A 25649-nucleotide genomic window follows, 5' to 3' on the forward strand; every position below is an offset into this window, starting at 1 on the left:
CCTCTAGTGACTCAACAGGAAGCCGGATCGCGTCTCGCGACCCGCATCGCCTTTTTCGTCTCCGGCTTTGGCTTGGCCTGCTGGGCACCGCTGGTGCCGTTCGCAAAAGCACGCCTTGGTGTCGGAGATGCCTCACTCGGACTGTTGCTGCTCTGCCTGGGCTTGGGTTCGGTTATCGCGATGCAGCTCGCAGGGCCACTCACCTCGAAGCTGGGGGCGAAGCCCGCCATCCTGGCGGGTGGTGTGGGAATGACCGTTGCGCTGCCGTTTCTGTCGTTCGCACCGACCGTATGGACGATGGGTGCGGTCCTTCTCGTCTTCGGAGCCTTCCTGGGGGTGATCGAGGTCGGCATGAACGTCCACGCCGTCGAGGTGGAGAAGCGGGCGGGTAAACCGCTGATGTCCGGCTTCCACGGCCTCTTCAGCGTCGGGGGATTTGTCGGATCGTCCATGATGACGCTGGCCCTGTCAGCGAAGGTCGGGGCCTTGGCAGGAACGGTCTTCGCAGCGCTGTTGATGATCGTGTCGCTGATGGTTGCGTCCTCGAGGCTGATCATCACGCCGAAGGCGGACGAGACGCCGCTGTTCGTCGTTCCTCGTGGCATCGTCGTCCTGCTGGCTCTGCTAACGGCGATCACCTTCCTCACCGAAGGCGCGATCCTGGACTGGGGTGCCCTGTTGCTGACCGGGAAGGGTCTTGTCGCGCCTGCTCAGGCGGGCCTCGGCTATAGCGTCTTCGCCGTCGCCATGACCGCCGGTCGCCTAACCGGAGACGCCGTGGTCGCACGCCTTGGCGATCGGCGGACGGTTCTGGGCGGCGGCATACTCGCCATCGTCGGCTACGTTGTTCTGCTGACGGCGCCAGTTGCGCCGCTCGCGTTCCTGGGCTTCCTCCTGATCGGGCTGGGCGCGTCAAACACCGTGCCCGTGCTGTTCCGGCAGGCTGGGGCACAGACCGCGATGCCGCCTAGTCTGGCGATCGCCTCGGTGACGACGATCGGCTATGCCGGCATTCTTGCAGGACCTGCCGGGATCGGCTTCGTGGCACAGGCGATCGGCCTGTCCGGCGCCTACTGGATGCTGGCCGGCCTCGTCTGCCTGGTGCCCCTGTGTGCCGCTGCGGCAACCCGCTCGACCAACACCGCTCGTTCCTTTTGAAGCAAGGGAACAAAGCTTTGAGCGTCATTGAAGCAAGCCTGCTCCACCGTCTTGCAGACGCTGCCGATGCGGAGACCATGCCACGCTTTCGTCAACCATTGGCCGTCGATATCAAGATCAAGGCCGGTGAGACATTCGATCCTGTGACCGAGGCCGATCGCGCGGCCGAACGCGCCATCCGGACGATCATTGCCCATGAGCATGCCGAACATGGCGTATGGGGCGAGGAATACGGTCAGACGGTGGGAGATGGTCACCATCGATGGATCCTAGATCCGGTGGACGGCACGCGCGCGTTCCTCTGCGGAATTCCGGTGTGGGCCACGTTGATCGGCTTTACCGAAGCAGGTCGAGCGACGGCGGGCATGATGAGCCAGCCCTTCACCGGTGAGCGGTTCTGGGCGAACGGTGACGGCGCCTGGCATCGACGGAACGGCGACACCCGCCGGCTGACGACTCGCACGGATCGCGACATGTCATCTGCGACCCTTCATACAACATCGCCCGTGAAGGGGCGTGGCAGTTTGGACGCCGGGTTTGAGCGCCTCGCATCTTCGGCACGACTGACACGCTATGGCGGTGAAGCGTACGCGGTAGCGATGCTGGCAGCGGGTATGATCGACCTCTGCTTCGAACCGGCGTTAGAACCGTACGACATTGTCGCCTTGATCCCCATTATCGAACAAGCTGGTGGCATTGTGTCATGCCTTGATGGAACTTGCGCTGAAACGGGCGGTGCGATCTTGATGGCTGGCTCGTCGCGCCTGCACGACGACGCCCTGCGACTGCTCAACGGCTAGGCCGAACTTGGCGGCGTCATCCTTCTTTGTGGGTGCTGCCGGCAAAAATGGATGTGGGTTGAGCGAAAAAGCCGGCCATGGCCGGCGTTCCCATTTGCCATCGTTACGGGACAGCTGGCGCGGAGCAAGCGGCAGCTTTCCGCTGCGGGGCTCCTAATAGCTGCCGGGCAGGGCACTCCCCAATGCCGGTCGTTCCGCATCTGGCTGGGCTCGCCGAAACGGTCGGTCCGCTCACATGAACGAGTGGCAGGTTTCGGTCAGCGGGATGGACCGTGTGAATGGCCGGAAATGGGTCTTTCAAGCCGCTCGCTGGCGATGACGAGCACTTGCCCGGTCACCTGGTCATCACGCTCGAGGCCCTTCTTAGTCACGATCCACTGACCGGTCAGGGTATGGCATGCGCGCTCCAAGGGTCGTAGCTGCGCTCGTAATAACACTACCGGGCGGACCGCAGGATTTCTAATTTGACCCGCTCGGCTCCGAGCCGTTCCCGCATTTCTTCCACTCGGCGGACGTGGTCGAGCTCATCGCTAGCGGCTTTGACGTAGCCATCTCCGGTCCGACGCGAAGCGGCTTCAAAGTCGAGCGTCAGATCACCAACTTGCCGCATCTGAGCCGCTGTGCGCTGCTCTCCTCACTACGGATCAGAGGGCATCACGCGAGATCAACATCTTTAAGGATCGAGCGACGCCAAATAGGCCGTGAGGTTCACGATGTCCGCATCGGTGAGCCGCGCTACCACCGGCTTCATCGCCACCGCGTTCTTGCCGTTGCGAGTGCCACTTTTGAAATCATACAGCTGGCGAGCCATAGCGGTTGGCGATCGACCCGCGATACTCGGAAATTCGGCGCCAGACCCTCTCATGTCTTGGCCGTGGCACGAGGCGCAGGGTAGTGTCCTTCCTCCGCCACCGCTCGTCGCCAGCGCCTTGCCTTTCTTGATGCTGCCAGCGGGTACATAGGCGATGAAGCCCGATGACGGATCTCGCAACAAGGTACGCTCGAAGCTTTGCGGCACTTCGATGATCCTGGTGCCGATCGGCTCCTTTGCGCCGCTCGGGTCGACCTTCTGTACGGCGTGCGCGGCGGGGTGGGTGACGGGCACGACGTCACCTTCGATTAGGTGAAGCCTCTTTACAGGCTTGATGGAGTGGAAATACTCGGAGGCTTGCCGCGCATCGTCGAGAGGCAGTGCTTTCGCGATGGCCACCATCTTGGCGAGCGGCGCACCGTTGATCGACGCGTGCCGATTGTCGTCTCTCATGTCGGCGAGCTGTTGCATCATATACTCGACCGGTAGGCCGCGAAGATCGCTGGTATCGGGCTTGCCCCCACCATCAATGAGGTGGCACTGGCCACAGGCATTATAGGCGCCCTCTCTTCCGCTGATAACAGGCGGCGGCGGTGTCGGGTGACGCTCCGGGAACCAGTCGATCGTCGCCCGCTGCCCGTTGATCTGGGTGAACGTGAACGCCTGCTTGCTCCCGGGGACGTGGAACAACTTGCCCTCTTCCTTCTCGTCGTCCGGGATGCCGCGCGGATACGGCCACGCGGGCAAGTCCGTTCGTGCCAGCGCAGGCGGGGGATCGAACGTCGCCTTCTCGGCAGCGGACGCCTGATAGGCGCGGCACGCTATGAAGCCGGAGGCGAGGGCTGCGACGACCGAGCCGTTCAGCAAAGCGGATCTGAACGAGAACATGAGATTTCGCCTTTGCTGTGTAACTGCCCGTCGAGAGCTGGAGACGCAGGGTCGCACGCCCGCGCATCAGACTAGCGATCTCGTTCCAGTGCGCATAGCCTGCCGCGCCCCTGCTGCATCGGCGCTGCAGCCCTCAATTATCCTCATCCTCGTCGTCTGGCGCATTGAGGAAGCCCTAGTCGCTCATCCAGTCGGCGAGCCGATCCGGCTAGTGCTGCGTCGACAGGCTCTCGTTGTGCACGCCTGATGTTGAGTCCGTGGCCACGGCATCATGAATCGATGACAGTTCGCCTTGTCGCGAAGCGATCTCAAGCATGGACATGAACAAACGGCCGGATTTGGCAGGAGGGCAGGCCACCTCCGGTGACCGCCTTTGAGGCTCTTCCTGGCAGTGTGACGACAGAGCCAAATCAATCTGCGACGTCGATGGCAAGCGTCTTGATGATGAGCGGTCGCGCTGCCGCGAGGTCGCGCGCGGCCAAGCCAAACGCCTTGAAGTGATCCGAAGCCATGTGGGCCGCAACGGCGGCATCATCGACATAGAGCTCATTGAAGAAGTAGCGCTGTTCGCCTTCGGTTTCGCGCCACAGGTCATAGTGCAGCACGCCAGCTTCAGCGCGTGAAGCGGCGACGCAGACCCTGGCCGCTTCGACGAAGGCGTCTTCCTGTCCCGGCTTCGCCGATACGAACGCAACTACCTTCACCGACATCGTCAATCTCCCAATCCAAGATTGCTGAGTGGACACATTCGGTGACGACATCAACCCGGCCCGATCGGTGTGAGAGCCATTTGGTGTCTGGTGGACTTGCAGCAGCATGAATGGACCACCGCTTCGGGAAAAAGCCGATGGTGCCTCGAACGACCGAAAGTGGGTCCTAACGGCTTTAAGCCACGGGCCTCGTTCGGCGATGTCCACCTGTAAGGCATGCTGACAAGCAGTTTGTTGCGGACCATTAGTTCCTTTCCGATCGACCCGCTGACCGCCATCCTTGCTGATAAAAGAAGCTGATCGTTCAGGAGAAGAGCCGGATCGAACGAGGGATTTCGTTGGATCCATGCCGTCGCTAGTGGATTGCTCGGACCGGTGTTCCCCGAAGGACAGCGGTTCCGTTAGTCGTCCACAATCATAATCAGCGATCCCTGCGCCAACCGGCATGGACGAGGTTTCCATATCCCCCTGCGATAGTAGAGATTTCTTGAGGCAGGATCGCCTTGACGGCATCATCAGCCTCACCAGGCAACAGGGATCGTGCCTGCAAACGGGGATAGGGAAGATGATGAAGTCACCATTGCGCCTGCGAGCGCGCCTGCTCGCGACTTCGCTGCTGATCGCAACCACGGCTCCGCTTACCGCCGCCGCGCAAGACGTGCGGCAGGCTAGCGGAGACGAAGCAGCGGGAGACGGGGAAGTGGTCGTCACCGGTTCGCGGATCGCGCGACCGGACCTGAGCGCCAGCACGCCGGTGCAGGTCATCTCGACCGAAGCGATCCAGCGCACTGGCGCCGCCAACATCCAGGACGTGCTGGCCGAGCTACCCGCGGTAGGACAGAACATCAGCCGCACCAGCACCAACTTCTCCACCACCGGGAACGGTGTGGCGAGCGTCAACCTGCGCAATCTCGGCTCGTCGCGCACCCTGGTTCTCGTAAACGGTCGTCGCTTCGTTGCCGGGATACCCGGCACCTCGGTCGTCGACCTGAATACCATTCCGACGGATCTCATCCGCCAGGTCGAGGTCGTGACCGGCGGCGCGTCTGCCGTGTATGGCTCGGAGGCCATCGCCGGCGTGGTAAACTTCATCCTGGACGATACGTTTGAAGGGCTGCGACTGCACGGCCAGAACACGGTTTCCGATAAGGGCGACACGCCGCGCTACCTTCTGTCGGGCGTTGCAGGCACATCGTTTGCCGGCGGCCGCGGCCACCTGGTGGTCAGCGGAAGCTTCGACGACGATCGCGGACTGCGCTCCCGCAATCGTTCGTTCTCGGCCACGGACATTCCCAACCGCAGCTCTTACGGAGCGCAAGGCCTCTTCAGCGTCGACGGGCGCTTCGCACCCGGCGCCAACAGCTTCACTTTCGATCCCGCCAATCAGCTCAAGAACTATCAGAGCGCAAACGTAGACGGCTATAACCGGAACGCGGATCGCTACCTCAGCGTGCCCGTACGGCGATATCTTGGATCGGCGATGGCGCACTTCGAGGTGTCGCAGGCTTTTGTGCCGTACGTGGAGGGTCAGTATGCCCGCACCAAGTCGAGCAACGGGCTCGAGGCGCAGGCGGTTGCAGATCCCGATCTCGCCTTTCTCGACGGCTCGCCGTTCGGCGGGATCCCGATCACCAACCCGTTTATCCCCCAGGCCATTCGCGACCGGATGATCGCAACGGGAGCTAACACGCTCGCCTTCCGCCGCCGCTCGAACGACATCTTCAATCGAAGCAACCGGAACGAGCGCGAGACCTGGCGGGTCGTCGCCGGCGCGCGCGGCGAGCTTGGTGGGGGAGTGCGCTATGACGCCTACTATACGCACGGAGAAACCTCCGACCGCACCGCCTCCGGCACGGTCTTTGGACCCAACTATGCGAACGCGCTCAACGCCGTAGCCGGACCAAATGGGCCAGTCTGCGCGATCAACGCCGACGCGATCGGAAGCAACGACGATCCGAGCTGCGCCCCGATCAACATATTCGGCTTCAACACCGTGTCGGCGGCAGCTGCGGCCTACGTCACTCGCAATGGCCAGCTGTCGACATACCAGGCGCGGGTAAAGCAGGACGTCGCCGCGGCGACGCTTTCCGGTGACCTCTTCCGGCTGCCCGGCGGACCGCTTGGGGTCGCCATTGGTGGTGAGTATCGGCGCGAGAGCAGCAACGAGGATTTTGACGAGGCGACTAATCTCGGCCAGACGCTAGGTAACCAGCTGAGCGACACCCGGGGCAAGTTCGACGTTGGAGAGGTTTACGCCGAGGTCGTCGCACCGATCCTGGCGGATCGACCGTTCTTCCATGCGCTCACCTTTGAGGGGGCGGTTCGCTACGCGAACTACTCGACCGTTGGCAGCGTCTGGAGCTGGAAGGCGGGTGGCGACTGGGCACCGATCCGAGACCTGCGCTTCCGCGGCGTCTACTCCGAAGCGACGCGCGCACCCAACATCGGCGAGCTCTTCTCTGCGCAGAGCCAGACTTTCCCCTCGGTAATCGATCCTTGCGATCAGCGGCAGGGAGAGGGTGACGGCGCCCCACTGAGCCTCGGCACGTTATCTGCCGCTTGTGCCGCTATCCCCGCGATCGCACGCGCCGCAGCATCCGGCGGCTTCGCTTACTCGACGGCGCAGCTCCAGAACATCGATGGCTTTCTGGGTGGTAATCCCGCTTTGCGCGAGGAGGTGGCAAAGACCCTTACCTTGGGCGCGGTTGCCACGCCGCGCTTCTTGCCCGGCTTCAGTCTCACGGTGGATTATTACCGCATCCGGGTGGAAAATGCGATCGGGATCATCGGGCAACAGACCTCGCTGGACGAATGCTTCACCGGCTCCGGGGACGCGATCTTCTGCGGCAACGTGACCCGTGACGCCAACGGTTTCGTCACCAGCGTCGACGCGCTCAACCTGAACACCGGTTCCTTCCTCGTTTCCGGCATCGACACCGCACTCCGCTACGGTCGCGACCTGCTCGGTGGGCGGGTCGACGTCGATGCCCGCTGGACGCATCTGCTCGACCAGGAGCAGACATCGTTCCCCGGCGGCCCAACGCAAAAGGAAGTTGGCCAGCTCGATTGCTACAGCTGCGGTCGCCTTGGCACCGGCTTCCGCGATAAGGTCAATGCCTCGGTCACGGCGGCGAGAGATCGCATCTCGCTGAACTGGCGCGTCACCTATCTCTCCCCGGTAGTCGACGACCTGACAAAGGATGTGCCGATCCGCACCAAGGCCTTCTGGTACCATGACGCGCAGCTGCGCTTCGGACTGGACGATCAGCAGCGCTCCGCCTTCTATCTCGGTGTCGACAATGTCTTCGATAAAAAGCCGCCGGTGTTCGGCGACACGAACCTCGTGACCTTCCCGGGCACGCAGACCTCGGCGAACACCTATGACCTCTACGGCCGGCTGCTCTACGCCGGTTTTGACGTGCGTTTCTAAAACTGAGGCGGGGTCGCGACCGGCGGCCCCGCCATGCTTCAACCGAGCACGTCAGTCAGCACCCGGCGCCAATTTCCGCCCATGATGCGCTCAATCTCGCCGCTACGAAAGCCGGACCGCTCGAGCGTGGCCGCAATGCGTTCCATACGGTGAATGTTGTTGAACTCCGGTATGACCACATGCTGAGGTGTCCAGGCAAAGCCGGGTACGCCGCGGCGGTCCATCGCCCTCCACCAGTCCAGGTAATTCTTCACGCCCGCCGCATTGTCGTTGCCGAGCTTCACGAGCTTGGCTTCGCCGTCCATCGGGAAGTCGTTGGCGATCCCCACCGCATCAATCCCGCCTACGTTGATGACGTGGCGCAGTTGCGCCACGTAATGCTGTGGCGTGGGAACAGGGTCGCGCGTGAGCCAGAAGCTCATCATGAAGACGCCCATCATTCCACCCCTGTTGGCGATGGCGCGGATCACCTCGTCGGGCGCAGCTCGCGGGTGATCGACAAGCGCGCGCGCTGCGCCGTGCGACAGAACGATGGGCGTGCGGCTGAGCCGGGCCGCGTCGAGCATCGTGGCGACAGAGCCGTGCGATACATCAGGCAGGAGCTTGAGGCGGTTCATCTCGCCCAGACCTTCGATGCCAAGCCGGCTAAGGCCACGCTGAGTCGGTTCAATGGCGCCGCCCGCAAACGGCGTGTTGTTATGGTGAGTGAATTGGATCACCCGCAGGCCCTTGGCATGAAAGCGTGCCAGCCTGGTCAAATCGTCACCGACCATCTCGGTGGATTGAAACTGTAGGAAGGTTGCGCAGCCTGGCCGTCGCCCGATGTCGCTTCCACGTAGCGCCAAATAGGCGACCTTGCTTGAGGCCAGTCGCGCGACAGCGGCGTCGATCGCGGGATCATTCGCCTCGAAACCCCGAAGGTAGGTAGGCTCACCTGAAGGACCCGCGACGGTCTGGATCTTCGAGATATCCACGATCATCGCGTCCAGCCCAGCAGCGGGAATCTGCGCCATGTCGTCAGGCAGAAAGCTCAAACCGTCGATCCAGGGGACGCTACGCTGCCTTGCTGGCGCAACGCTCAGCGGCACCGCAAGTGCGCCTGCCAGGAACGAACGGCGATCGGTATGCAAAGCTACTTCTCCCATGCCAGATGCACGTCGAAACAAAAATGTGGCAGCTTTTGGTCGAACTATCAGCCCTTCCTTGCATGCAGAGTTTTCGAATTAGCAAGAGCGGAGGGGCAGGCGGATCATTCACCAGGACCAGCTTACAATCAGGCACGTGGTTGCCGCGAACGTCGCGGCCGTCGTGATCCAGCCGAGTATGTTGATGATCATGCCGTTGCGCCGCTCGCCCATCATCTGGCGGTCGTTGGTCATGAGCATCATCATGAGGAGGAGAGGCGGCACGGAGAAGCCTTGGACGATCCCCGAGACGACCAACGCACGCATGGGGTTGAACCCCAGGAAGTTCGCGCCGGCGGCAACGATGGTGACGATCGGGATGACGCCGTAAAATAGCTTCGCCTCGCTGACCCTGTGGTGCAGGCTTCCCTTCTTCCCCAAGCCCTGCACCAGCGGCTCCAGTGCCTGTGCCGCTTGAGCGGCGCTATCGATCTGTGTCGCGCCCTGCGGATTGAGCGTGGTCGCTGTGGACAGGATGATGAAGTAGAGGATGATATTGGCGAAGATAATGCCGATCATCACGTCTCGCCGCGCGAGCTCAGCTCGCCCTGCGGCGCTGACGCGTGGTGACCTTGCCCTCGTCGATTTGCTCCTCGACCCGGCCGCGCGTACCCTCCCACGGCAGCTGTGCGAGGATGAACGGATGTCCTGTTTCGGGCAGCGGCTGAGGAGCTCTGAATTTCCGCTTGTGTGAAGGAAATCAGGCACCGGCAGGTGTATGATTTCCTCCAAAGCAGGAAGCCGCGGGCCACGGGCGATGACCTATGGGGTTTTCGGGTTTTGGTCCGGTGCGGGGCATGCGCGACGGTCGTCGGGACGCTCGACAGCGGGAGGCAGGACGGCTTCCACGGGCTGTATCCGGCTTTGATGCTGGTCAGGACCGGGGCATGCGATGGATGTCGGCGGGGTAGATGACACCGCCGGCGCGAGCGGCATCCTTGCCGGAAGCGCAGGTGTTGCGCGGCGGGATATGTTCGGGCCATGCCGGGTCATGGCGGGGTGGTCCCGGTCGGGTTGATACCCGGCGGTGGGGCGCGTGGCTGTCGCCAACGCTCGAAGGTTTCGATGACGAGCATGCGCCCGCCACAGCACGGGCATGGCGGACGGGTGTCTTCCGGCTCCACGGCCGGTGCCTCGACGGCGGCTGGCGCAACGCCGAGCAGTTCGCGGGCACGTTCGAGATGCGCCTTGCGGGTGGCGCCGGCGAGCAGGCCGTAGTGGCGGATGCGGTGGAAGCCCTTCGGCAGGACGTGGAGCAGAAACCGGCGGATGAACTCGTCGGCGGCAAGAGTCATGACCTGTTGCCGGTCGGCGCCGTTGCAGCGATAGTCCTTGTAGCGGAAGGTGACGCCGGTCTGGTCGAAGCGCAGGAGGCGGCTGTTCGAGATCGCGACCCGATGGGTGTAGCGCGACAGATAGGCGAGCACCGTCTCGGGTCCGGCGAACGGTGGCTTGGCGTAGACCACCCAACGCTTCTTCCTGACCGGTGCCAGGTGACGCAGGAACCCACGCCGGTCGGTGAGGTGGGTCATACCGCCGTAGAACGCGAGCCGCCCGGCCTCGTGCAGCGCCGTCAGCTTGGTCAGGAACAGGCGACGAAACAGCTTGCCGAGCACGCGCACCGGCAGCAGGAACGCCGGGCGTGACGACACCCAGCGGCTGCCGTCCGACGACAATCCCCCGCCCGGCACGATCATGTGAATGTGCGGGTGGTGGGTCATCGCCGAGCCCCAGGTATGGAGCACCGCAGTGATGCCGATGCGGGCGCCAAGGTGTTTGGGGTCCGCCGCGATGGTTGTCATCGTCTCGGACGCCGCCTGGAACAGCAGCCCGTACACCGCCGCCTTGTTCTGGAGCGCGATGGCGGCGACCTCGGCCGGCAGCGTGAAGACGACGTGAAAATAGCCGACCGGCAGCAGGTCGGCCTCGCGCTCGGCAAGCCACGTGCGCGCGGCCGCGCCCTGGCACCGCGGGCAGTGCCGGTTGCGGCAGGAGTTATACGCGACCCGCCAGTGGCCACAGTCGGTGCAGGCCTCGACATGCCCGCCCATGACGGCGGTCCGGCAATGTTCTATCGCCGACATGACCTTGAGCTGGTCCAGGCTCAGATGCCCGGCATGAGCCGTTCGGTATGCAGGGCCTGCGCTGCGGAAGATGTCGGCGACCTCGAGCGAGGAGCGCACCGTGGGGTCACCCGGCGGGCGTCTTGCCCTCCATCAGCGCCATCAACTGGTCGAGCGGACCGGTGACCGCGCGGATCGTGCGTGTCGCGACCTTGGTGTAGAGCGCGGTGGTCTCGAGCTTGCTGTGTCCGAGCAGCACCTGGATGACGCGGATGTCGACGTCCTGCTCCAGCAGATGCGTCGCGAAGCTGTGCCGCAGCGTGTGGGGGCTGACCCGCTTGCGGATGCCCGCGGCCTCGGCCGCCTCGCAGACGGCGCGGTGCAACTGCCTGGTCGAGATCGGGTCGGTGTAGCTGCGGCCGGGGAACAGCCAGCCGTGCGGCAGCAGGACGCTACGCCGCTTGCCCTCGCGCCACCACAGCCGCAGCAGCTCGAGCAGTTGCGGCGAGAGCATGGCGTTGCGGTCCTTGCGTCCTTTGCCCTCCTCGATGCGGATGAGCATGCGCCTGCTGTCGATGTCGTCAGCCTTGAGGTGCGCGACCTCGGCCACGCGCAAGCCGGCGCCATATGCCACGCCGAGCGCGGCCCGGTACTTGATGCTCGGTGCCGCCTCGAGCAGCCGTGCCACTTCCTCGACGCTCAGCACGTCGGGCAGCTTCCGGGGGCGAGGCGCCAGGACCAGCTTGCGCGACAGGTCGGGACGGTCGAGCGTCACTCCGAAGAGGAAACGCAGCGCCGACACCGTGGCGCCGATGACGGACTCCCCGACACCGTGCTCGCGCTGGTACAACTGAAAGCGCCGCACGTCCTCCGCCGTTGCGGTGTCGGGCGAACGGTCCAGAAAGGCTGCGAAGGCGCGAACGTGACGGACGTAGTCGTGCTGGGTCCGCGCCCGCATCGAGCGCATCGCCATGTCATCGAGCATCCGCTGACGCAGCGGCGTGAGGGGTCGTTTGGTCCGTAAGGTTGCCATGGGGAGTTCCTCTTGCTGAAGGAACTCCATCGTCTGCCGCCGTCGCCGGGCAGCCAAACCTCAGCACAGGCGCGCTACTTCACCGCCGGTACCACTGCCGCGCAGCGGCTTCGTGCAGTGGGTCGGTCGAGACAGCTGAGTGTCCGCCGTTGAGTCGCCCCCGCGAAGCTGACGGCAGGCTAACGCGCGATCAGGACGTTCAGATCGCCAGTCACGCACCCGCTCTGTCGCTTGCGTCCGTCGCCGGGGCGGCAGCTAGGCGTGCTTCTCACGAACCCAGCTATCGCGCTCGGCGAAGATCTTCTGCATCTCCACCATGTTGTCGGTTCCCCAGGTGCATAGGGGTTCAAGCGCCTGAGCGAGGCTCTGGCCGAGCGGCGTCAGCGGCTCTGTCAAACCAACGTACCGGCTTGCTCGAGAGCCGCGCAGGGTTGGTGATTTCGGTGGCCTGAGCTATGCACGCCACGCTGTCAGTGCTGCGGTCGCGCTTGGTATTTCCCGAGGTCGGCCCCCTTTTGCCAGCTAAGTAGCAGGCAAAAGGGCAAGAAGCTCGCCTTCAATCGGCCATGTGCAGTTGCTTTGACAGCACCGTGCGACCGACTGGCCGTTCCGCCGCAGCGTCCAAGTCCCGGCGGGTGTCGGTTCCGCATCGAGGCCGAAGTTTTCCGCCGCGCGGACCAGCCGTAGCATTGGCTCAGAGATGAATTCGTCGTCGTGATTGGAGTGTGGCCGATAGAGCCTGTCGCAGTCCAGATCGGCGAACGCGCGCATTTTGCCGAGCGTCAGCAGCGAATGGCCACCGAGCTTGGCAGCCATGCCGGCGAACCGCTGGAGGTCATCCTCGTTGTGGTTGTTCTCCGACAGGAGGGCGTGGCCATTATGCGAAAGCGCGTCGACCTGGCGGGCGGCGATGCGCTCCGCAAGCCTCATGACCACGGCGTCCCAGGATCCCTGGATGTAGCGCTGCTCGGCAATGCCGAGTTGAGCCGCGAAGCCGCTCTGAGCGAAGGGGACTACGTCTGCCTGGTAAAGGGCCTTGTTACCTCCGAGGGCGCCTTGGATCATCGCCATCGTCGCCGTGAGGACGGGAGCCGCCGATCCGAGGCCGGCGAAGAGGACGGTCGGCGCCGCCAGGACTTGCTGGGCCACGACCTGATGCCATTGACCGATCCATTCGCCGTCCATGACCTCCGTCCGGAGGACGAGCTGGTCGGGGACGCTGTTCGCGTTCCCGTGGAGTTGAACCAGCGCCGCGCGGATGGGCACCGGTTCGTTCACGGTTGCCACTGTTTCGATCTCCACACCGAGTTCGGCAGCGGCGTTCTGGACTGCGAGATCGAAGTTCAGCGATAGGACGTGGCTGATGGCGCCTTCGGCCATCAGAGACACCAGCAGCTTGTAGCCGGGATTGGGCTTGGCGAGCCGCATTCGGGTGATCGGAAAACATTGGACCAATTCGGCTTGGCTGTTGCCGCACAACTCGAAGACGAGCGTGGCCAAGGCAGCCAAATCACTTGGATCTTGGCATTGGTTCGCCTGAAGGCGGCCGTTCAGCACCAGTTGGTGCTCGACACCCCGCGACAGCTCTCCGGCGAGTGGGATACTTGTCGGGGCGCCCCTCGAACAGCCGGCACCGATGACGAGCGCGACCTGTCCGCCACCGGGGGCGGAGAGACTTTGCAGCAGTTCTGCCGGTACTGTGGCCAAGGACGATCCGGAAAGATTGGGACGACGACTTCGTAGCGTTGTCCGGCGCGGGGTGCATCCCAAATTTTGCCTAAGCCGCTTCCGCCTGTTTGCCGCCCTGATCCTCGTCTCCTCCAATCTGATCGGTGTCCGGAAACATTCCAAGGGGTAGGTCCGCCCATGGCACCGTGCTCGCAGCCGGTTGCACCGACACTCAACTGGAAATTTTGCTTTCGCGCGCGCAGCTTCCTGAACCCGATCGGGTCGTTCGGCGGCTCTTATGTCGGCTTACGTTATAAGAAGACTCTCTAGGAAATCGCAGCTGAAGATGGCAAGTAGATGGCAATGTCGGCGGCTATTGATCCCGAGTGCTCCGCAAGAGCCTTCGAGCTCGCGACAGACAAGCAATCGTCGTGCAATACTTAAATTAGTGATATACTCTATAACAGCGCATAGATTTGAATGAAAGAGTATGAATGTCGCTCGCCCAATTCGCCGGAATAACGAACGCCAGCTTCCTTTCATTTACGTATAAGCTGTCTGACTGCGAACGGGCCGGTTCCCGTTATTTGGCAGCCTCTGAACCAACGGCCGGTTGGGGTTTCGTTCAAGCCACTGCGAATGTCGCCTTCTGGGTCAACGTACTGACGAGTCCCGCGAATTGTCGTATGCGGTCACTGCCTCCGCCATCGCCTGCTCTTGATCCAGTGCCCACGAACAGAGCGCTTCGAAGGGCTCGCGAAGCGAGTGGCCTAGGGACGTAATTGTATAGACGACGCCGATTGGAGTGGTCGGAATCACAGTGCGCGTGATCAGTCCGTGACGTTCCAAGCGCTTCAGTGCATCGGCGAGCGACTTGTGGGTGATGCCGTCGAGCCGTCGCTTGATCTCGTTGAAGCGTGCTGGTTGAGGGCACAGCACCGTCAGGATCATGATCGTCCACTTGTCCGCGATCTTGTCCAGCACAGGGCGGATGCGAGGCACGTCCATCATCGCCTTGCACGACAGGGCCTCCAAGTCGGTATCGCTCGCCATATCTACGCTACTCCAAGTGCGTTCTTGATAGCAGATATGCTTCGTATATCTGGTTCGCCATATCGAACGGAAGGGCTGAAGATGGCAAGAATGGCAGGCAAGGTCGCGCTGGTGGTCGGTGGAGGCAGGGGAATTGGTCTCGCGACTGCCCGCGGGCTCGCGAAGGAAGGCGCTAATGTCCTTCTGACCGGACGTCAGTCACACGAGGTGGCTGCTGCGGCTGAAAGCATTGGTCCATCGGCGCACGGCATTGAAGCCGACGCGGCGTCCCAAAGCGATCTTGAGCGAGTCGTGGCCGAGACCAAGCGTCTGCATGGTCGCATTGACGCGTTGGTGCTGAACGCTGGATTGTCGGAGCCGGCAACGATCGTCGAGGAGACCGGCGAGCATTTCGACCGGCACTTCGCCGTCAACGTGCGCGGCGCGCTATTTGGAATTCAGGCAGCGCTGCCCGTGCTGAGCGACGGAGCCTCGGTGGTGCTGGTCGGCTCGATCGCCGACGTCATGGGCGTGACGCCGTTCAGTACCTACGGGGCAACTAAGGCGGCACTGCGCTCCTATGCGCGCAGCTGGGCGGCGGAACTCGCGCCGCGTCGCATCCGCGTCAATGTCGTTGCGCCGGGACCGACCGATACGGACATGATGGCTGCAGTTTCTGAGGAGATGCGTCAGAAGCTCATTGCTCCCATTCCGCTCGGCCGCATGGCGCGAGCCGACGAGGTTGCGTCTGCTGCCGTCTTCCTCCTCAGCGACGAGGCCAGCTTTATCACCGGCGCCGAGCTTTGCGTCGATGGAGGCATGCGACAGGTGTAGCCAGGTGAACGGGCGGCGGCTGACGCGTGGCTCGGCCAGCACGCGCAATCAGCGTCGCCCGTCTCCAGTGGCAGCGGAACGGCCGATCCGCCCGAAACGCTTAGGGAAGCACGCCTCCCGCCTCTGAACGAAAGACCGAAGTTGAGCGGCGAGGAACAAGCTACGAATGTCTGGATGTGGGTCCTCGGCACGAGAGGGGAACGGCGCAAGCGCCCTGTGCCGAAGTTACCGAGCCTCTCCGGGCGGCGAGTTCGCGCGTCGCTAGACCGCGAGGATACGACGCGCCTGAGGACGCTGGCGGGCGACGGACGCATGATCGCGGTGACCGATGGCTACCATCCCGCGCTGGCCTACATCTAACGACATCGCGACGGCTTCCGCCTGAGCTTAGTGCAGGCGCGCGAGTACGTGGGCGTTCCCCGTAGGTCAGGCCGCGTCTTAGTGGAAGCTGCGGACGATGTGCCGTGAGCGTCCTAAGGGATTGAGCGTTGCTCCGACGCCGAGGAGATGCGGCTCGGGTCGGAACTGACCGTCATTCGGCAGAGGACGATATGTTGGCTTAGGACCGTCGATGTTGGAGGAACGTGTTCGGTCCAACGGCCTCGCTGTTCGCTTAATAAACGAGTTGGATGCCGCGTAATTGGAAATCTCCACGCTCGTCTTCGGCATCGACTTCAACGATGATGACGACGGCTTTATGCTGTTCCCGAAGTAGCGCTTGGGACTGGGTGGGGGTGCCAATGCCGCAGAATCCATACATCCGCGACGAAATCGTTCTGGACGCCGGCGTGCAGGAGTTCATCCTGTCGCAGCCGGTCGATCGACCCGTTTATCTCCTCGCCCGACGCGTCACCTTCGCGAGTGGTCAGGACAGGATAAAGGCAGGCGGGCGTACGCTCGTCGTCATGGCCGACGAGTTCGACGGGACCGGCGGCGTCCTCGATGCCTCCGGAGAGAACGGCACGGCTGTGGGCGGCAGGGGAGATGATGGTCCTGCCGCGGAAACACCTTTGCCGGGGCGCCCGTGGCGGCCGAAGGCGGGTAGTCCCGGAAAGAAGGGCGGAGCCGGCCAGCCCGGGGGGGCAGGCGGCGCCGTTACGCTCTACTGCCGCCGTTCGAACAACCTCAGCGTCACGGTCGCCGGTGGCAGGGGAGCGGCGGGTGGCCCCGGCGGAAACGGCGGCCGAGGCGTAAACGGGTACGTCAGCCCTTCCGATCCGGAGAACGCCAGCCAACTCGGGTCGGCTGGAGGCGGCGGTGGACGGGGAGGCGATGGCGGGGCTGGCGGCGCTGGCGGACAGCTGAGCTACTTCGGCCTCGAGGAGCCGATCGGGCTGAGCCTCGCGGCCGGCGGCGGAGTGGGAGGGCCCGGAGGCTCTCCCGGCAACGCCGGCATAGACGGCGTCAATACGCCTCAACCCGAGGCGCCGATCGAGCTTCCGGAGGGTTGGGGCTTTGGCAAGGCCGGCGTGGACGGTGCCGGGCTGAACGCGACTTCGACGCTGCTGTCCCACGCCGACTTCGTCAAGGGTATGCGCTCCGTGCTCAACGTCTACGACGTCTACGCGAACTTCTGGGCGCCCTTCCGCCTCGAGATGGGACGTCAGTTCTACCGTCAATTCCAGCCCGGCGCCGACACCGGCGAAGGCGTCCGCGCCGCTGGCGAACTTCTCGCATGCCTCGAGTTCCAGCCCGACAACGTCGAAGGCGCGCGGCTGCTGAACCAGCTCGCCGGCGCTCCCGAGGCAGCGGCCGCTGCCGAGCCCGAGAGGCGCAGGGTCGGGGGCCTGAACGTGTTAGGCCTGCCTCGCGACTACGACATGATACCGCTCTTCGAGGAGTATCAGCGCGCCTTCACTAGTTTCGCCGCGCTCGACCTGCATTTTGTCTCGATCAGCACGGACGCCGCTCTGATGGGCGAGGCGGTGTCGATCTTCGGCGGCTTCGCCGACGAGCAGGCTCGTGCCGCCGAGGCGGCAGCGACCAACGCCTCGCGGGAGCTGGGCATCGCGACGAGCGAGGCCGCGGACGCGGTCAAGGAGGTGGAGTACCGTCAGCAGCAGGCCGACCGCGCCGCGGCGGAGATCAAGGCGGCCATGGAGGAGCTCGAGCGTCAGCGCGTCGAGCTGCAGACGGCCGGTGGATCGATCTGGGGTACGCTGGCGGGCATCGCTGGGGCGGTCGTGAGCGTTGTTGCCGCCATTCCGACCGCGGGAACGAGTCTGGTCGGCCTGGTGCCTTCGATGATCGCTCTTACGAAGACCGTGGTCGACAATGCCGAGCCAATCGGACAGGCGCTGTTCGCCGGCGAGAAGCCGGATCTGGAAGTGGTGACCAAGGCCGGCAAGGAGGTGGGCAAGGAGATCGGCGAGATCGTGAAGGCCGGTCAGGCGGTCGTGAACCTCGTGGACGTCATCCGAAAGATATCGGCGGTCTCGACCTCGGACAACGCCAAGCAAGTGGCGCTGGTCAAGGAGGGCGCGGAGGCGGCGCATGAACTTCTCCTCGCGCAGCGCAGGGCCGGCATTACCCAGCAGCGCGTCGAGGCGGTTACGGTGCAGCGGGATCAGGCTACCGCTCTGGCGGGATCCGCGGCGTCGCTGCGCGACAGTGTCGATCACAGGGAGGCCGCCGTCCGGTCTCTGGCCTACACCGCAGTCCAGATCGCCGGCGCGAAGATGGAGGTCCTGCTTACGCTGGCCTTCAAGGCCCAGCGCGCGGCCGAGATCATCACGCTTCGCGACGAGACCCGAAGCGTGCTGCTGGACGCAGGCTCGCTGGGACCCGACGTGGCGGTCCGCTACCTTGAGGGTCAGATGTCCGGGGCCGAGCTTGCAAATCGCATGGTCCGGTCTTGGAGCAAGCTGATGGAGCCGATCGAGATGGAGAGACGGTATCTCGACTTCATCTCCGATCCGAACCGCGGCAGGGACGTGCTGCGACTTTCGTTCACCGACGCCGCCTCCATAGCCGCTCTGAAGAACGATCGGCGCTTCGCGTTCCGAGTCGAAACTTTGGACTTTCCCGAAGACCGAGTGGAGACGAAGGCCCGCAACATCGCGGTGGCGTTCATCGGCGCCTCGCTCCGCAACGACGTCATCTCCTGCGACATCACGCACGGGTCGCGCTACGAGCAGATGGTCGCGTCCGATCAGCCGGTCCACGTCGCGGTGCTGCAGCCGCGCACGACGACGAGCTTGGGACGGTCGGCTCCGCTGGAAACCGCGATCGATCTGGACACGGATTTTGCGGACACCAAACCTGCTCAGCTGGCCTTCTGGGGGCGAGGTGCGGGCGGCGACTATGCCGTTGCGTTTCCGCGCGAGGAGCTGGCTCATCCGGAGGTCAGCTTCGAGAGCGTAACCGAGGTTCAGGTCTGGATCGGCTACCAATTCCTGCGCCGACCGGCGCACGTGGCCTGAAGATAGTTCGATAGCGCCTGCTCGACCCGCCGACGCCTTGTTAACCGTTCCTAGATCGAAGCGTTGATAAAGGGGTTCAGACCACTCCCCGGAACGCTCCAAGGGCTCGGGCACGGAGATGAATGAGCGACCGGAGTTGGGAGGCGGGCGGGAGGGCTTGAGTGACCGCTAATGGGTCATCATCTTCGTAAAAGCGCTCTTTAATCAACCGCCTTGCAATTCACGTGTGAACGATTGTGCATCCTTGCCAAGCAGGCTCAGCGCGCTGCCGAGCAGGTGGCTGTTCTCTCGAAAGCGATGGACCGATGCGACATTTTCCTCCGCGGCGGACGAAATCTGCTTGCTCGCCTCTGCCAGCCGGCGGCTGCGCTCGCGCACGCTTTCCAATAGTGCGTCCAGGTGGCGGACCGAGGAGGTTTGACCGCGCGTCATCCCGACGACGTTCTGCGCGACCGTATCTAGGTCGGCGATCAGGTTGTTAAGACTGTCGGTGCCATCAACGACCGCCTCGATCTGCTCCTGAACCGCGTCGATCTTCGCGCGTGCGTCGTTGGTCGAGATGCTCGTGCGGCTGGAAAGCGACTTGATCTCGGTCGCGACCACCGCGAAGCCCGCGCCGTATTGCCCCGCCCGTGCCGCCTCAATCGTGGCGTTGAGCGCGAGCAGGTTTGTCTGCTGCGCGATAGCATCGATGACGTCGACGATCTGCTCGATCGATTCCGCCTGCGCCTGGGTCTGCGCGACCGCGCTCCGCGCGTTGACCGCATGTTCATTTATCGAGCGGGCCGCCCGGCTGGTTCCTGCCACCTCCGTATCGATGCTGGTGAACGCGCATGCCATCCGCTGCGTGGCTTCGTTCGCCTCCCGCATCTCCTCGGTAAGCTGGAGCGCAATCACGTCGAGGTCCCGCGCGAGCTGTTGCTCCGTACCGGCGGACGACAACAAGATCTCGGCATGATGATCGAGATGCACCATCGCGCGCTGCGCCTCGCGGATCGCGCCTGCCACCCGGTCCTCGAAGGAACTGGCGAGCTGCGCCATGATCGCGCGTCGTTGCTGCTCCGCCTCATCCTCGGTACGGCGGATCGCCGTCGCGTTGCGCTGCTCGCGCTCCTGCGCTTGGTCGCGCAACGCCGCCGCCTGACGCTCGAGCTGCCGTGCCGTGTCACGCTGCGTCTGGAAGGTCTGCAATGCAGTGACCATCAGGCCGAACTCGTCGCGTCGCTGGTAGGAGGACAGGTCCAGATGATTCTCGCCATGCATGACCGCGCGCGTCGCGCCGGCGATGTCGGTGATCGACCGCACCGTCGACCGGCTGATGACATATGCGAAGCTCAGCCCGAGTAGGATCGCCACGGCCGACATAATAAGAATCAGCAGGATTGTGACGCGCGTTGTGAACACCGCTTCGGCGGCGCTGGCATCGGCATGTGCGACCCCCGCCTCGGACACCTGCCTGATACGTTGCTCAACCAGAGCCGCATGCGCTCGGAAGGGTGCGATCATGGCCGCGCTGCTCCCGAAATCGAGTTCGAGCATCGACGTGATGACCGCGACGGTTTCGCGATAGCGATCCAGCACCGCGACAGCGCGGTCAATCGTAACGCGATCGGTCGGGTGACCGGCCAGATAGGTGAGCAGGTCAGCGCGAACCTGCGTCAGGCCGTCTTTGATCGCCGCGGTATCGCGAGACACGTCAAACGCTGGATTTGCGGCTTTCGTGACGAGCAGACGATAGACGCGCGAGTCGTTCGCTCCGAAATTGCGCTCAATTGCGTTCAGCCGTCCTACGTCGTGCATGTCGCCGCGCACGATCCCGCTCACGTTGCGGTCCGCGACCAGCAATGCGGCCGCGCTCAGCACCGCGACCGCGACGAACAATCCCAGCATCAGTAAAGGGGTCGCCGCCACCTTGGTGGCGAGTGGACGATCCGCCAGCCGGGCGCGACGTTCTATCCAGTCTGCCAGTGCTGCGATCATGTCAGAGGTTCAGCCGCAGGCCGGTGCGGATGCGGCGATCCGCCGGGATCGGCGAGCCGGCGACCCCGCCTGCGAGCGTGAGGTTCTCCGCCGCGATATAGGCGGCGACGTGCGGAGAGAAACGGTAGCCCAGCCGCGCATCGATCCCCAGTGCATCGTTCACCCGCAACAGCGCGAGCTGCTGCGCGGCGCTCTGAATCGATCCCGATGGCGGCAGTTGGAGGAAGGAGATGACCCGCGCCGCAACGGGTACGTTGAGCTCCGCCGCCGTCGGGGCGGATAGGCTGACAATCACGATGCTGGCAGTCGCGATGAAAGAGGCGCGCACCTGTAAATTCCCGTCGTTGCGCTCACGGCGTACGGGGGGGGCCTCACCATCTGGTTAACAGGGAAGTATGTTGACCCGCGGCTCTCGCACGCCCGAGAGGTGCAAACTGACCGGTCGTCAGGTCAGCGCTAGATATGGTCGACCCGCCTTCAGTAACCGAAGAATGCCGCTGTAAGCGCCTGCACCGGCCAAGCCGCCGCACCGCGCTACGAAAGGTCAGCGATCACAGGGTTTTGTTTATGAGTGTCGATTAATCGGTTTTGAAGACGAGCACGGTGCCACGGGCTTGGAACTGATGGGAACGTCCGTGAAGCAACGTTTACTGATCACCGCCGTTTGCGTTTTATCACTGCTAGCGCCGGCCGCTTCGGCGACGCTCAACGTGCCGGTCGCGGCGCGCGTCATGTCGTTCGTACAGCCAGCTCCCTCGGGGATCATCCCGGTTGCCATCGTCTATCAAGTCGGAAATGCCGGTTCAGAGTTCGAAGCTTCCGAGATGGAGCACGCACTGGCGCGCAGTTCGGTCAGCGGTCAAGCGTCGATCCGCACGCGGCGTGTGCCGGTGTCGAACCTGTCGCAACTGTCGGGATCTCGCGCCGCCTTCGTCACCTCCGGATTGCGCAATTATCAAAGCGAACTTGCCGAGACCGCCAGCGCTCAGGCGATCCTGACGATAACGTCGGACACTGGCTGCGTCGTGGCGGGCCGATGCGTCGTGGGCATTTCCGAAGGTGCTAAGACGCAGATCGTCGTGAGTAGGGAGGCCGCGCGGCGAAGCAGGATCCGCTTTGGCTCGGCGTTCCTCATGCTCGTGAAGGAAATCTGATCCGTGCGCTCGTTCCGAATCCTGCTAGCCTCCACGCTGGCCGTCGTCGCGCCCGCCGTCGGGGTCGATGCGCAGATTGTAGACTATGCTGCCTTAAATGAAGCATTCGGCGAGCCCATCACCACCAGCGTAACAGGTAAGCCACAGCGCGCTACAGAAGCGCCTGCCTCGGTCACAATCATCACCAGTGAAGAGATCGCCCGCTCGCCCGCAAGAAACGTCCCCGATCTGTTGAAGGCGCAGGTGGGCGTCGACGTGAACCGCTGGACAGCCGGTCAAAGTGACGTGGCGATCCGCGGTGGTGTGCAAACCTATAATGCGCGCCTGCTGGTGCTCGTTGATGGCAGGCAGGTGTACCTTGACCATTACGGCATGACGAACTGGAATCTTCTGGGTGTCCAGCTCGATGAGATTCAGCAGATCGAGCTCGTACGCGGGCCGGCAAGCGCCTTATTCGGGTTCAACGCAGCGAGCGGCGTCGTCAATATCGTCACGAAGCGTTCGGGCACCGACACGCGCTTCGCTGCGCGCGCTGAGGGCGGAACGCACGGCTATGCGCGGCTGAGCGCAACGGCCGCGCTGCCGCTGACTCCCGATATCGGTTTACGCTTGTCGGCCGGGCATCAGGAGGAAGACGAACGCCGGATCCCGTCGCGCCTCTACCAGCCGCCCTTTACGCGCGGCGTCGGAGCCGACCAACTCAGCGGGACGTTGTTCGTTCAAGCCGGGGCCCGGACGTCCATAGAGCTGAATGGCGGACTTGGCGGTAACCGCCAGCTCGAGTTCCTTCCCAGTCAGATTCTCACCGAACAGCGGTTCCGCAACCAGACGTTGGGCGTGCTGGTCAATCACGACACGTCTTGGGGCAGCCTAAGCGCGCGCAGCTACACGAACTGGCTGCAGGCCGATTATGGCGTCACCACTCCGGTCACCGATCCGTATAGCGCCGTCGCGGACCTGCGCGCGCGCAACCGTATATCGGTCAGCGCGGGCTCCGCTCTGGTACGACTGGGCGCAATCGGCAGCGCCCGCGTCGGCGTAGAATATCGCGACAGTCAGCTGTCATCCGAGCGGCTGTACTCGATGCGGATTGGCTACAAGGTCGCAGCGCTCAGCGGGATGCTCGATTTGCATCCGACTGATCGGGTGGCGCTGACCGGCGCGGCACGGGTCGACAGCCTGTGGCTGAAGCAGGGCGGGGCAATCCTTGCGCCGCAGATCGACCCGACCGCGGCCTATGACCGTACCATCACGCCGGTCAGCTTCAACGTCGCAGGTTCGGTGCAGATCGGTGAGACCGGTCGCTTGCGCGTCAATGGCGGGCGCGGGTTGCAGCTCCCGTCGCTGATCGACCTTGGCCTTCACGTCGCTATTCCGGCGCCTGACGTCCCGGTACCGGTCTACCTCGTCGGCGATCCTCGCTTGTTGCCCGTGCAGGTGGACAGCCTGGAAGCAGGCTATTCGCAGGGCTTCGGCTCAGGGCTGCGCATGGATGTGACCTTGTTCTACACCCGGGTCGACCGGTTGATCGCCTCGCCCGGGGGCGCGGTCGATGTGACGCTGGCGTTTACGCCCGAGCCAGTGGCTGTCGCCCGCTTCGCCAATGTCGGTGCCTATACCAGCCAGGGTATCGAGCTGGCGGCAAGCGGGCGCGTCCAGTCCAAAATCGGCTGGTCGGCCAATTACAGTCTTACCCGGGTTGACGAGAACATCCCCGCAAACCGTGATGCTGCTTATTACGCGCTGTTCCCCAAGGCGGCGACGCCGCGCCACCGCGCTAACGTAACCGCGGATTACGCGAATGACACATGGTCCGCCGCTGTAATGACACATCTGGCGACGTCCAGCCGCCAGAGTAGCTTCCTGCCGGATACAAACCTCATTTCAATCGAGGTTCCAGCGTCGATCAGCGTCGACGCCAAGCTGACACGTGCGATGGGAACACGGGTCGAAATCTATGTGGCCGGTGAGAACCTGAGCGCGGCACGAGGTGTTTATGCCTCGCCCATCCCAGCTGATCGTCGCATACGCGTGGGCGTTAGTGCCCGGCTCTAAAGATCGCCGGGCGGTGCCAGACCGTCCTGCGGCGTGACGATCATGTCAGATACGCCTCGGACAAGGTCGTTGAACGAGGGGCCTTCGGCCCGGTCTTCAGATCCTCTACGGTTGCCCTTTTACGCCACTTCGCCACCGTCTTCGGGTTGATCCCCAACTCACGGCTCAGCGTCGCGAGCGAAGCTTGCGATCGCTGTATTGCTGCTCGGACGGCGTGCGTGGTCGTGGCGCACCCATGACGTACCTGTCCCATACGGATCCCTTCCATTCCAAAAAGAGGATCGCACCATCAAACCGTGGGATCAAACACCTAGCGAGTGACGCACCGTTTGCTTTCCATTCGAACCAGACGCCTACCGCTCGGCCAAGGTCTACATGCGCGAGATCGTCCGACCCGACCTGTTCGGACATATCGGGTGGGCCGAACTGACTAGGCGTGCAGAAGTCGGTGCTGCAGATCGCTTCACCCGCTCGCCGCTAGTGCCCCGACAAGGGCTGGTCTTCTGCCCCGCGTTAGCCATCTCGGTCAGGTGGCGTTAAACGACGGGTATGATCGAAGCCCGTATGAATCCGCGCGTCTTTTGGGGAGCGTCCGCCGTGGCATCGTCAAACCAAATGCACCTGCTGGTAATCGGGTGATGCTGGGGTAGAGCGGGCCATGCCACGCCCGCGCAAGCCAGCCAGCCCGTTTCGCTACTTCAACTCGTCGCCTGAGGTGATCCGGCTGGTGGTGCTGATGTACGTGCGCTTCCCGCTGAGCCTGCGGAACGTGGAGGACCTGCTGTTCGAGCGCGGGATCGACATCTGCCACGAGACGGTCAGATTGTGGTGGAACAGGTTCGGCCCGCTGTTCGCCGGCGACATCCGCCGGCAGCGGGTAAGCCGGATGCGCGGCTTTCGTCACTGGCGCTGGCACCTGGACGAGATGTACGTGAAGCTGAACGGCGAGATGGTCTACCTGTGGCGCGCTGTCGATCACGAGGGTGAGGTGCTGGAAAGCTACGTCACCAAAAGCCGCGACAAGGCAGCCGCACTCGCGTTCATGAAAAAGGCGTTGAAGCGGCATGGTTCGCCCGAGGCGATCACCACCGATGGCCTGCGCAGCTACCGCGCAGCGATGAACGAGCTTGGCAACGCCGATAAGCAGCAGACCGCTCGCTGGGCGAACAACCGGGTGGAAAACAGCCACCTGCCGTTCCGACGACGAGAGCGGGCAATGCAGCGGTTCCGGCAGATGAAGACGCTGCAGAAGTTCGCCTCTGTCCACGCCAACGTCCACAACCACTTCAGCCTGGAGCGCCACCTCATCGATCGACAGACCTACCGCGAACGACGCTCCGCCGCGCTGGCGGAGTGGCAGGTGCTTGCCAGCTAGGCTGCGACCTTCAAAGACCGACGTGCATCGTGTGGAGAGCGGTTCGCATTAG

General features: G+C 63.6%; 19 protein-coding genes and 1 pseudogene. 9 read left to right on the top strand and 11 right to left on the bottom strand.

Annotated features, from left to right (window positions below; genetic code table 11):
• The first annotated feature begins 6 nt into the window (after positions 1-6).
• Positions 7-1158, top strand: a complete 1152-nt coding sequence (locus SPHPHY_RS19265) for an MFS transporter (protein ID WP_022685498.1) — start codon at positions 7-9, stop codon at positions 1156-1158.
• A gap of 17 nt (positions 1159-1175) precedes the next feature.
• Entirely contained in the window at positions 1176-1958 is a 783-nt protein-coding gene (locus SPHPHY_RS0104450) for an inositol monophosphatase family protein (RefSeq protein WP_022685499.1), read from the top strand.
• A gap of 673 nt (positions 1959-2631) precedes the next feature.
• Here SPHPHY_RS0104450 and SPHPHY_RS0104455 read toward each other — a convergent pair.
• Complete coding sequence (locus SPHPHY_RS0104455) at positions 2632-3657, bottom strand: c-type cytochrome (RefSeq protein ID WP_022685500.1); 1026 nt, start codon at positions 3655-3657, stop codon at positions 2632-2634.
• Between the two features lie 410 nt (positions 3658-4067).
• Positions 4068-4367: a putative quinol monooxygenase gene (locus SPHPHY_RS22230; protein WP_022685501.1), complete on the bottom strand. Its 300-nt coding sequence runs from the start codon at positions 4365-4367 to the stop codon at positions 4068-4070.
• A 487-nt stretch (positions 4368-4854) separates the two neighbouring features.
• Between SPHPHY_RS22230 and SPHPHY_RS0104465 the strand changes: the two genes are divergently transcribed.
• Entirely contained in the window at positions 4855-7797 is a 2943-nt protein-coding gene (locus SPHPHY_RS0104465) for a TonB-dependent receptor domain-containing protein (protein ID WP_231370350.1), read from the top strand.
• A gap of 38 nt (positions 7798-7835) precedes the next feature.
• On the opposite strand, the gene SPHPHY_RS0104470 is transcribed toward SPHPHY_RS0104465, so the two are convergent.
• The 6 genes from SPHPHY_RS0104470 to SPHPHY_RS0104500 all read right to left on the bottom strand — a co-directional run bounded on the left by SPHPHY_RS0104470 (position 7836) and on the right by SPHPHY_RS0104500 (position 14798).
• The gene (locus SPHPHY_RS0104470) at positions 7836-8927 is read right to left on the bottom strand and encodes a membrane dipeptidase (RefSeq protein ID WP_196802115.1); all 1092 of its coding nucleotides are present in this window, start codon (positions 8925-8927) and stop codon (positions 7836-7838) included.
• Positions 8928-9050: 123 nt separating this feature from the next.
• Positions 9051-9500: a divalent metal cation transporter gene (locus SPHPHY_RS0104475; RefSeq protein ID WP_022685504.1), complete on the bottom strand. Its 450-nt coding sequence runs from the start codon at positions 9498-9500 to the stop codon at positions 9051-9053.
• Between the two features lie 470 nt (positions 9501-9970).
• On the bottom strand, positions 9971-11164 hold the full coding sequence (locus tag SPHPHY_RS0104480; RefSeq protein WP_022685505.1) for an IS91 family transposase: 1194 nt from the start codon (positions 11162-11164) through the stop codon (positions 9971-9973).
• 7 nt (positions 11165-11171) lie between these two features.
• Positions 11172-12077 carry a tyrosine-type recombinase/integrase gene (locus SPHPHY_RS0104485; protein ID WP_022685506.1) on the bottom strand — a complete coding sequence of 302 codons (906 nt, stop codon included), beginning with the start codon at positions 12075-12077 and terminating at the stop codon, positions 11172-11174.
• Between the two features lie 522 nt (positions 12078-12599).
• Positions 12600-13784, bottom strand: coding sequence for a hypothetical protein (locus tag SPHPHY_RS0104495; protein ID WP_022685508.1), 1185 nt, complete (start codon positions 13782-13784; stop codon positions 12600-12602).
• A 615-nt stretch (positions 13785-14399) separates the two neighbouring features.
• A complete protein-coding gene (locus tag SPHPHY_RS0104500) occupies positions 14400-14798 on the bottom strand; it encodes a winged helix-turn-helix transcriptional regulator (protein ID WP_022685509.1) in 399 nt (132 codons plus the stop codon).
• Between the two features lie 90 nt (positions 14799-14888).
• Here SPHPHY_RS0104500 and SPHPHY_RS0104505 point away from each other — a divergent pair, with 90 nt between their 5' ends.
• From SPHPHY_RS0104505 to SPHPHY_RS0104520, 3 genes are all read left to right on the top strand, one after another.
• Entirely contained in the window at positions 14889-15611 is a 723-nt protein-coding gene (locus SPHPHY_RS0104505) for an SDR family NAD(P)-dependent oxidoreductase (protein WP_231370351.1), read from the top strand.
• 216 nt (positions 15612-15827) lie between these two features.
• Positions 15828-15971 carry a hypothetical protein gene (locus SPHPHY_RS0104510; RefSeq protein ID WP_156025011.1) on the top strand — a complete coding sequence of 48 codons (144 nt, stop codon included), beginning with the start codon at positions 15828-15830 and terminating at the stop codon, positions 15969-15971.
• Positions 15972-16351: 380 nt separating this feature from the next.
• Positions 16352-19033: a hypothetical protein gene (locus tag SPHPHY_RS0104520; RefSeq protein ID WP_156025012.1), complete on the top strand. Its 2682-nt coding sequence runs from the start codon at positions 16352-16354 to the stop codon at positions 19031-19033.
• A 204-nt stretch (positions 19034-19237) separates the two neighbouring features.
• Here SPHPHY_RS0104520 and SPHPHY_RS0104525 read toward each other — a convergent pair whose 3' ends face one another.
• Both SPHPHY_RS0104525 and SPHPHY_RS0104530 read right to left on the bottom strand, forming a co-directional pair.
• On the bottom strand, positions 19238-21013 hold the full coding sequence (locus tag SPHPHY_RS0104525; RefSeq protein ID WP_022685514.1) for a methyl-accepting chemotaxis protein: 1776 nt from the start codon (positions 21011-21013) through the stop codon (positions 19238-19240).
• Position 21014: 1 nt separating this feature from the next.
• On the bottom strand, positions 21015-21341 hold the full coding sequence (locus tag SPHPHY_RS0104530) for a hypothetical protein (RefSeq protein ID WP_022685515.1): 327 nt from the start codon (positions 21339-21341) through the stop codon (positions 21015-21017).
• A gap of 307 nt (positions 21342-21648) precedes the next feature.
• Between SPHPHY_RS0104530 and SPHPHY_RS0104535 the strand changes: the two genes are divergently transcribed.
• Positions 21649-22167 carry a YfiR family protein gene (locus SPHPHY_RS0104535; protein ID WP_196802116.1) on the top strand — a complete coding sequence of 173 codons (519 nt, stop codon included), beginning with the start codon at positions 21649-21651 and terminating at the stop codon, positions 22165-22167.
• Positions 22168-22170: 3 nt separating this feature from the next.
• On the top strand, positions 22171-24222 hold the full coding sequence (locus SPHPHY_RS0104540; protein WP_081645237.1) for a TonB-dependent receptor plug domain-containing protein: 2052 nt from the start codon (positions 22171-22173) through the stop codon (positions 24220-24222).
• 58 nt (positions 24223-24280) lie between these two features.
• On the opposite strand, the pseudogene SPHPHY_RS22455 reads toward SPHPHY_RS0104540, so the two are convergent.
• A pseudogene (locus SPHPHY_RS22455) lies at positions 24281-24475 on the bottom strand (IS481 family transposase); the annotation flags it as partial.
• A 405-nt stretch (positions 24476-24880) separates the two neighbouring features.
• On the opposite strand from SPHPHY_RS22455, the gene SPHPHY_RS0104545 reads away from it, so the two are divergent.
• On the top strand, positions 24881-25597 hold the full coding sequence (locus SPHPHY_RS0104545; protein WP_022685518.1) for an IS6 family transposase: 717 nt from the start codon (positions 24881-24883) through the stop codon (positions 25595-25597).
• Positions 25598-25649 lie beyond the last annotated feature (52 nt).

Origin of the sequence: Sphingomonas phyllosphaerae 5.2, from assembly GCF_000419605.1 — a bacterium.
Taxonomy (GTDB): domain Bacteria; phylum Pseudomonadota; class Alphaproteobacteria; order Sphingomonadales; family Sphingomonadaceae; genus Sphingomonas; species Sphingomonas phyllosphaerae_B.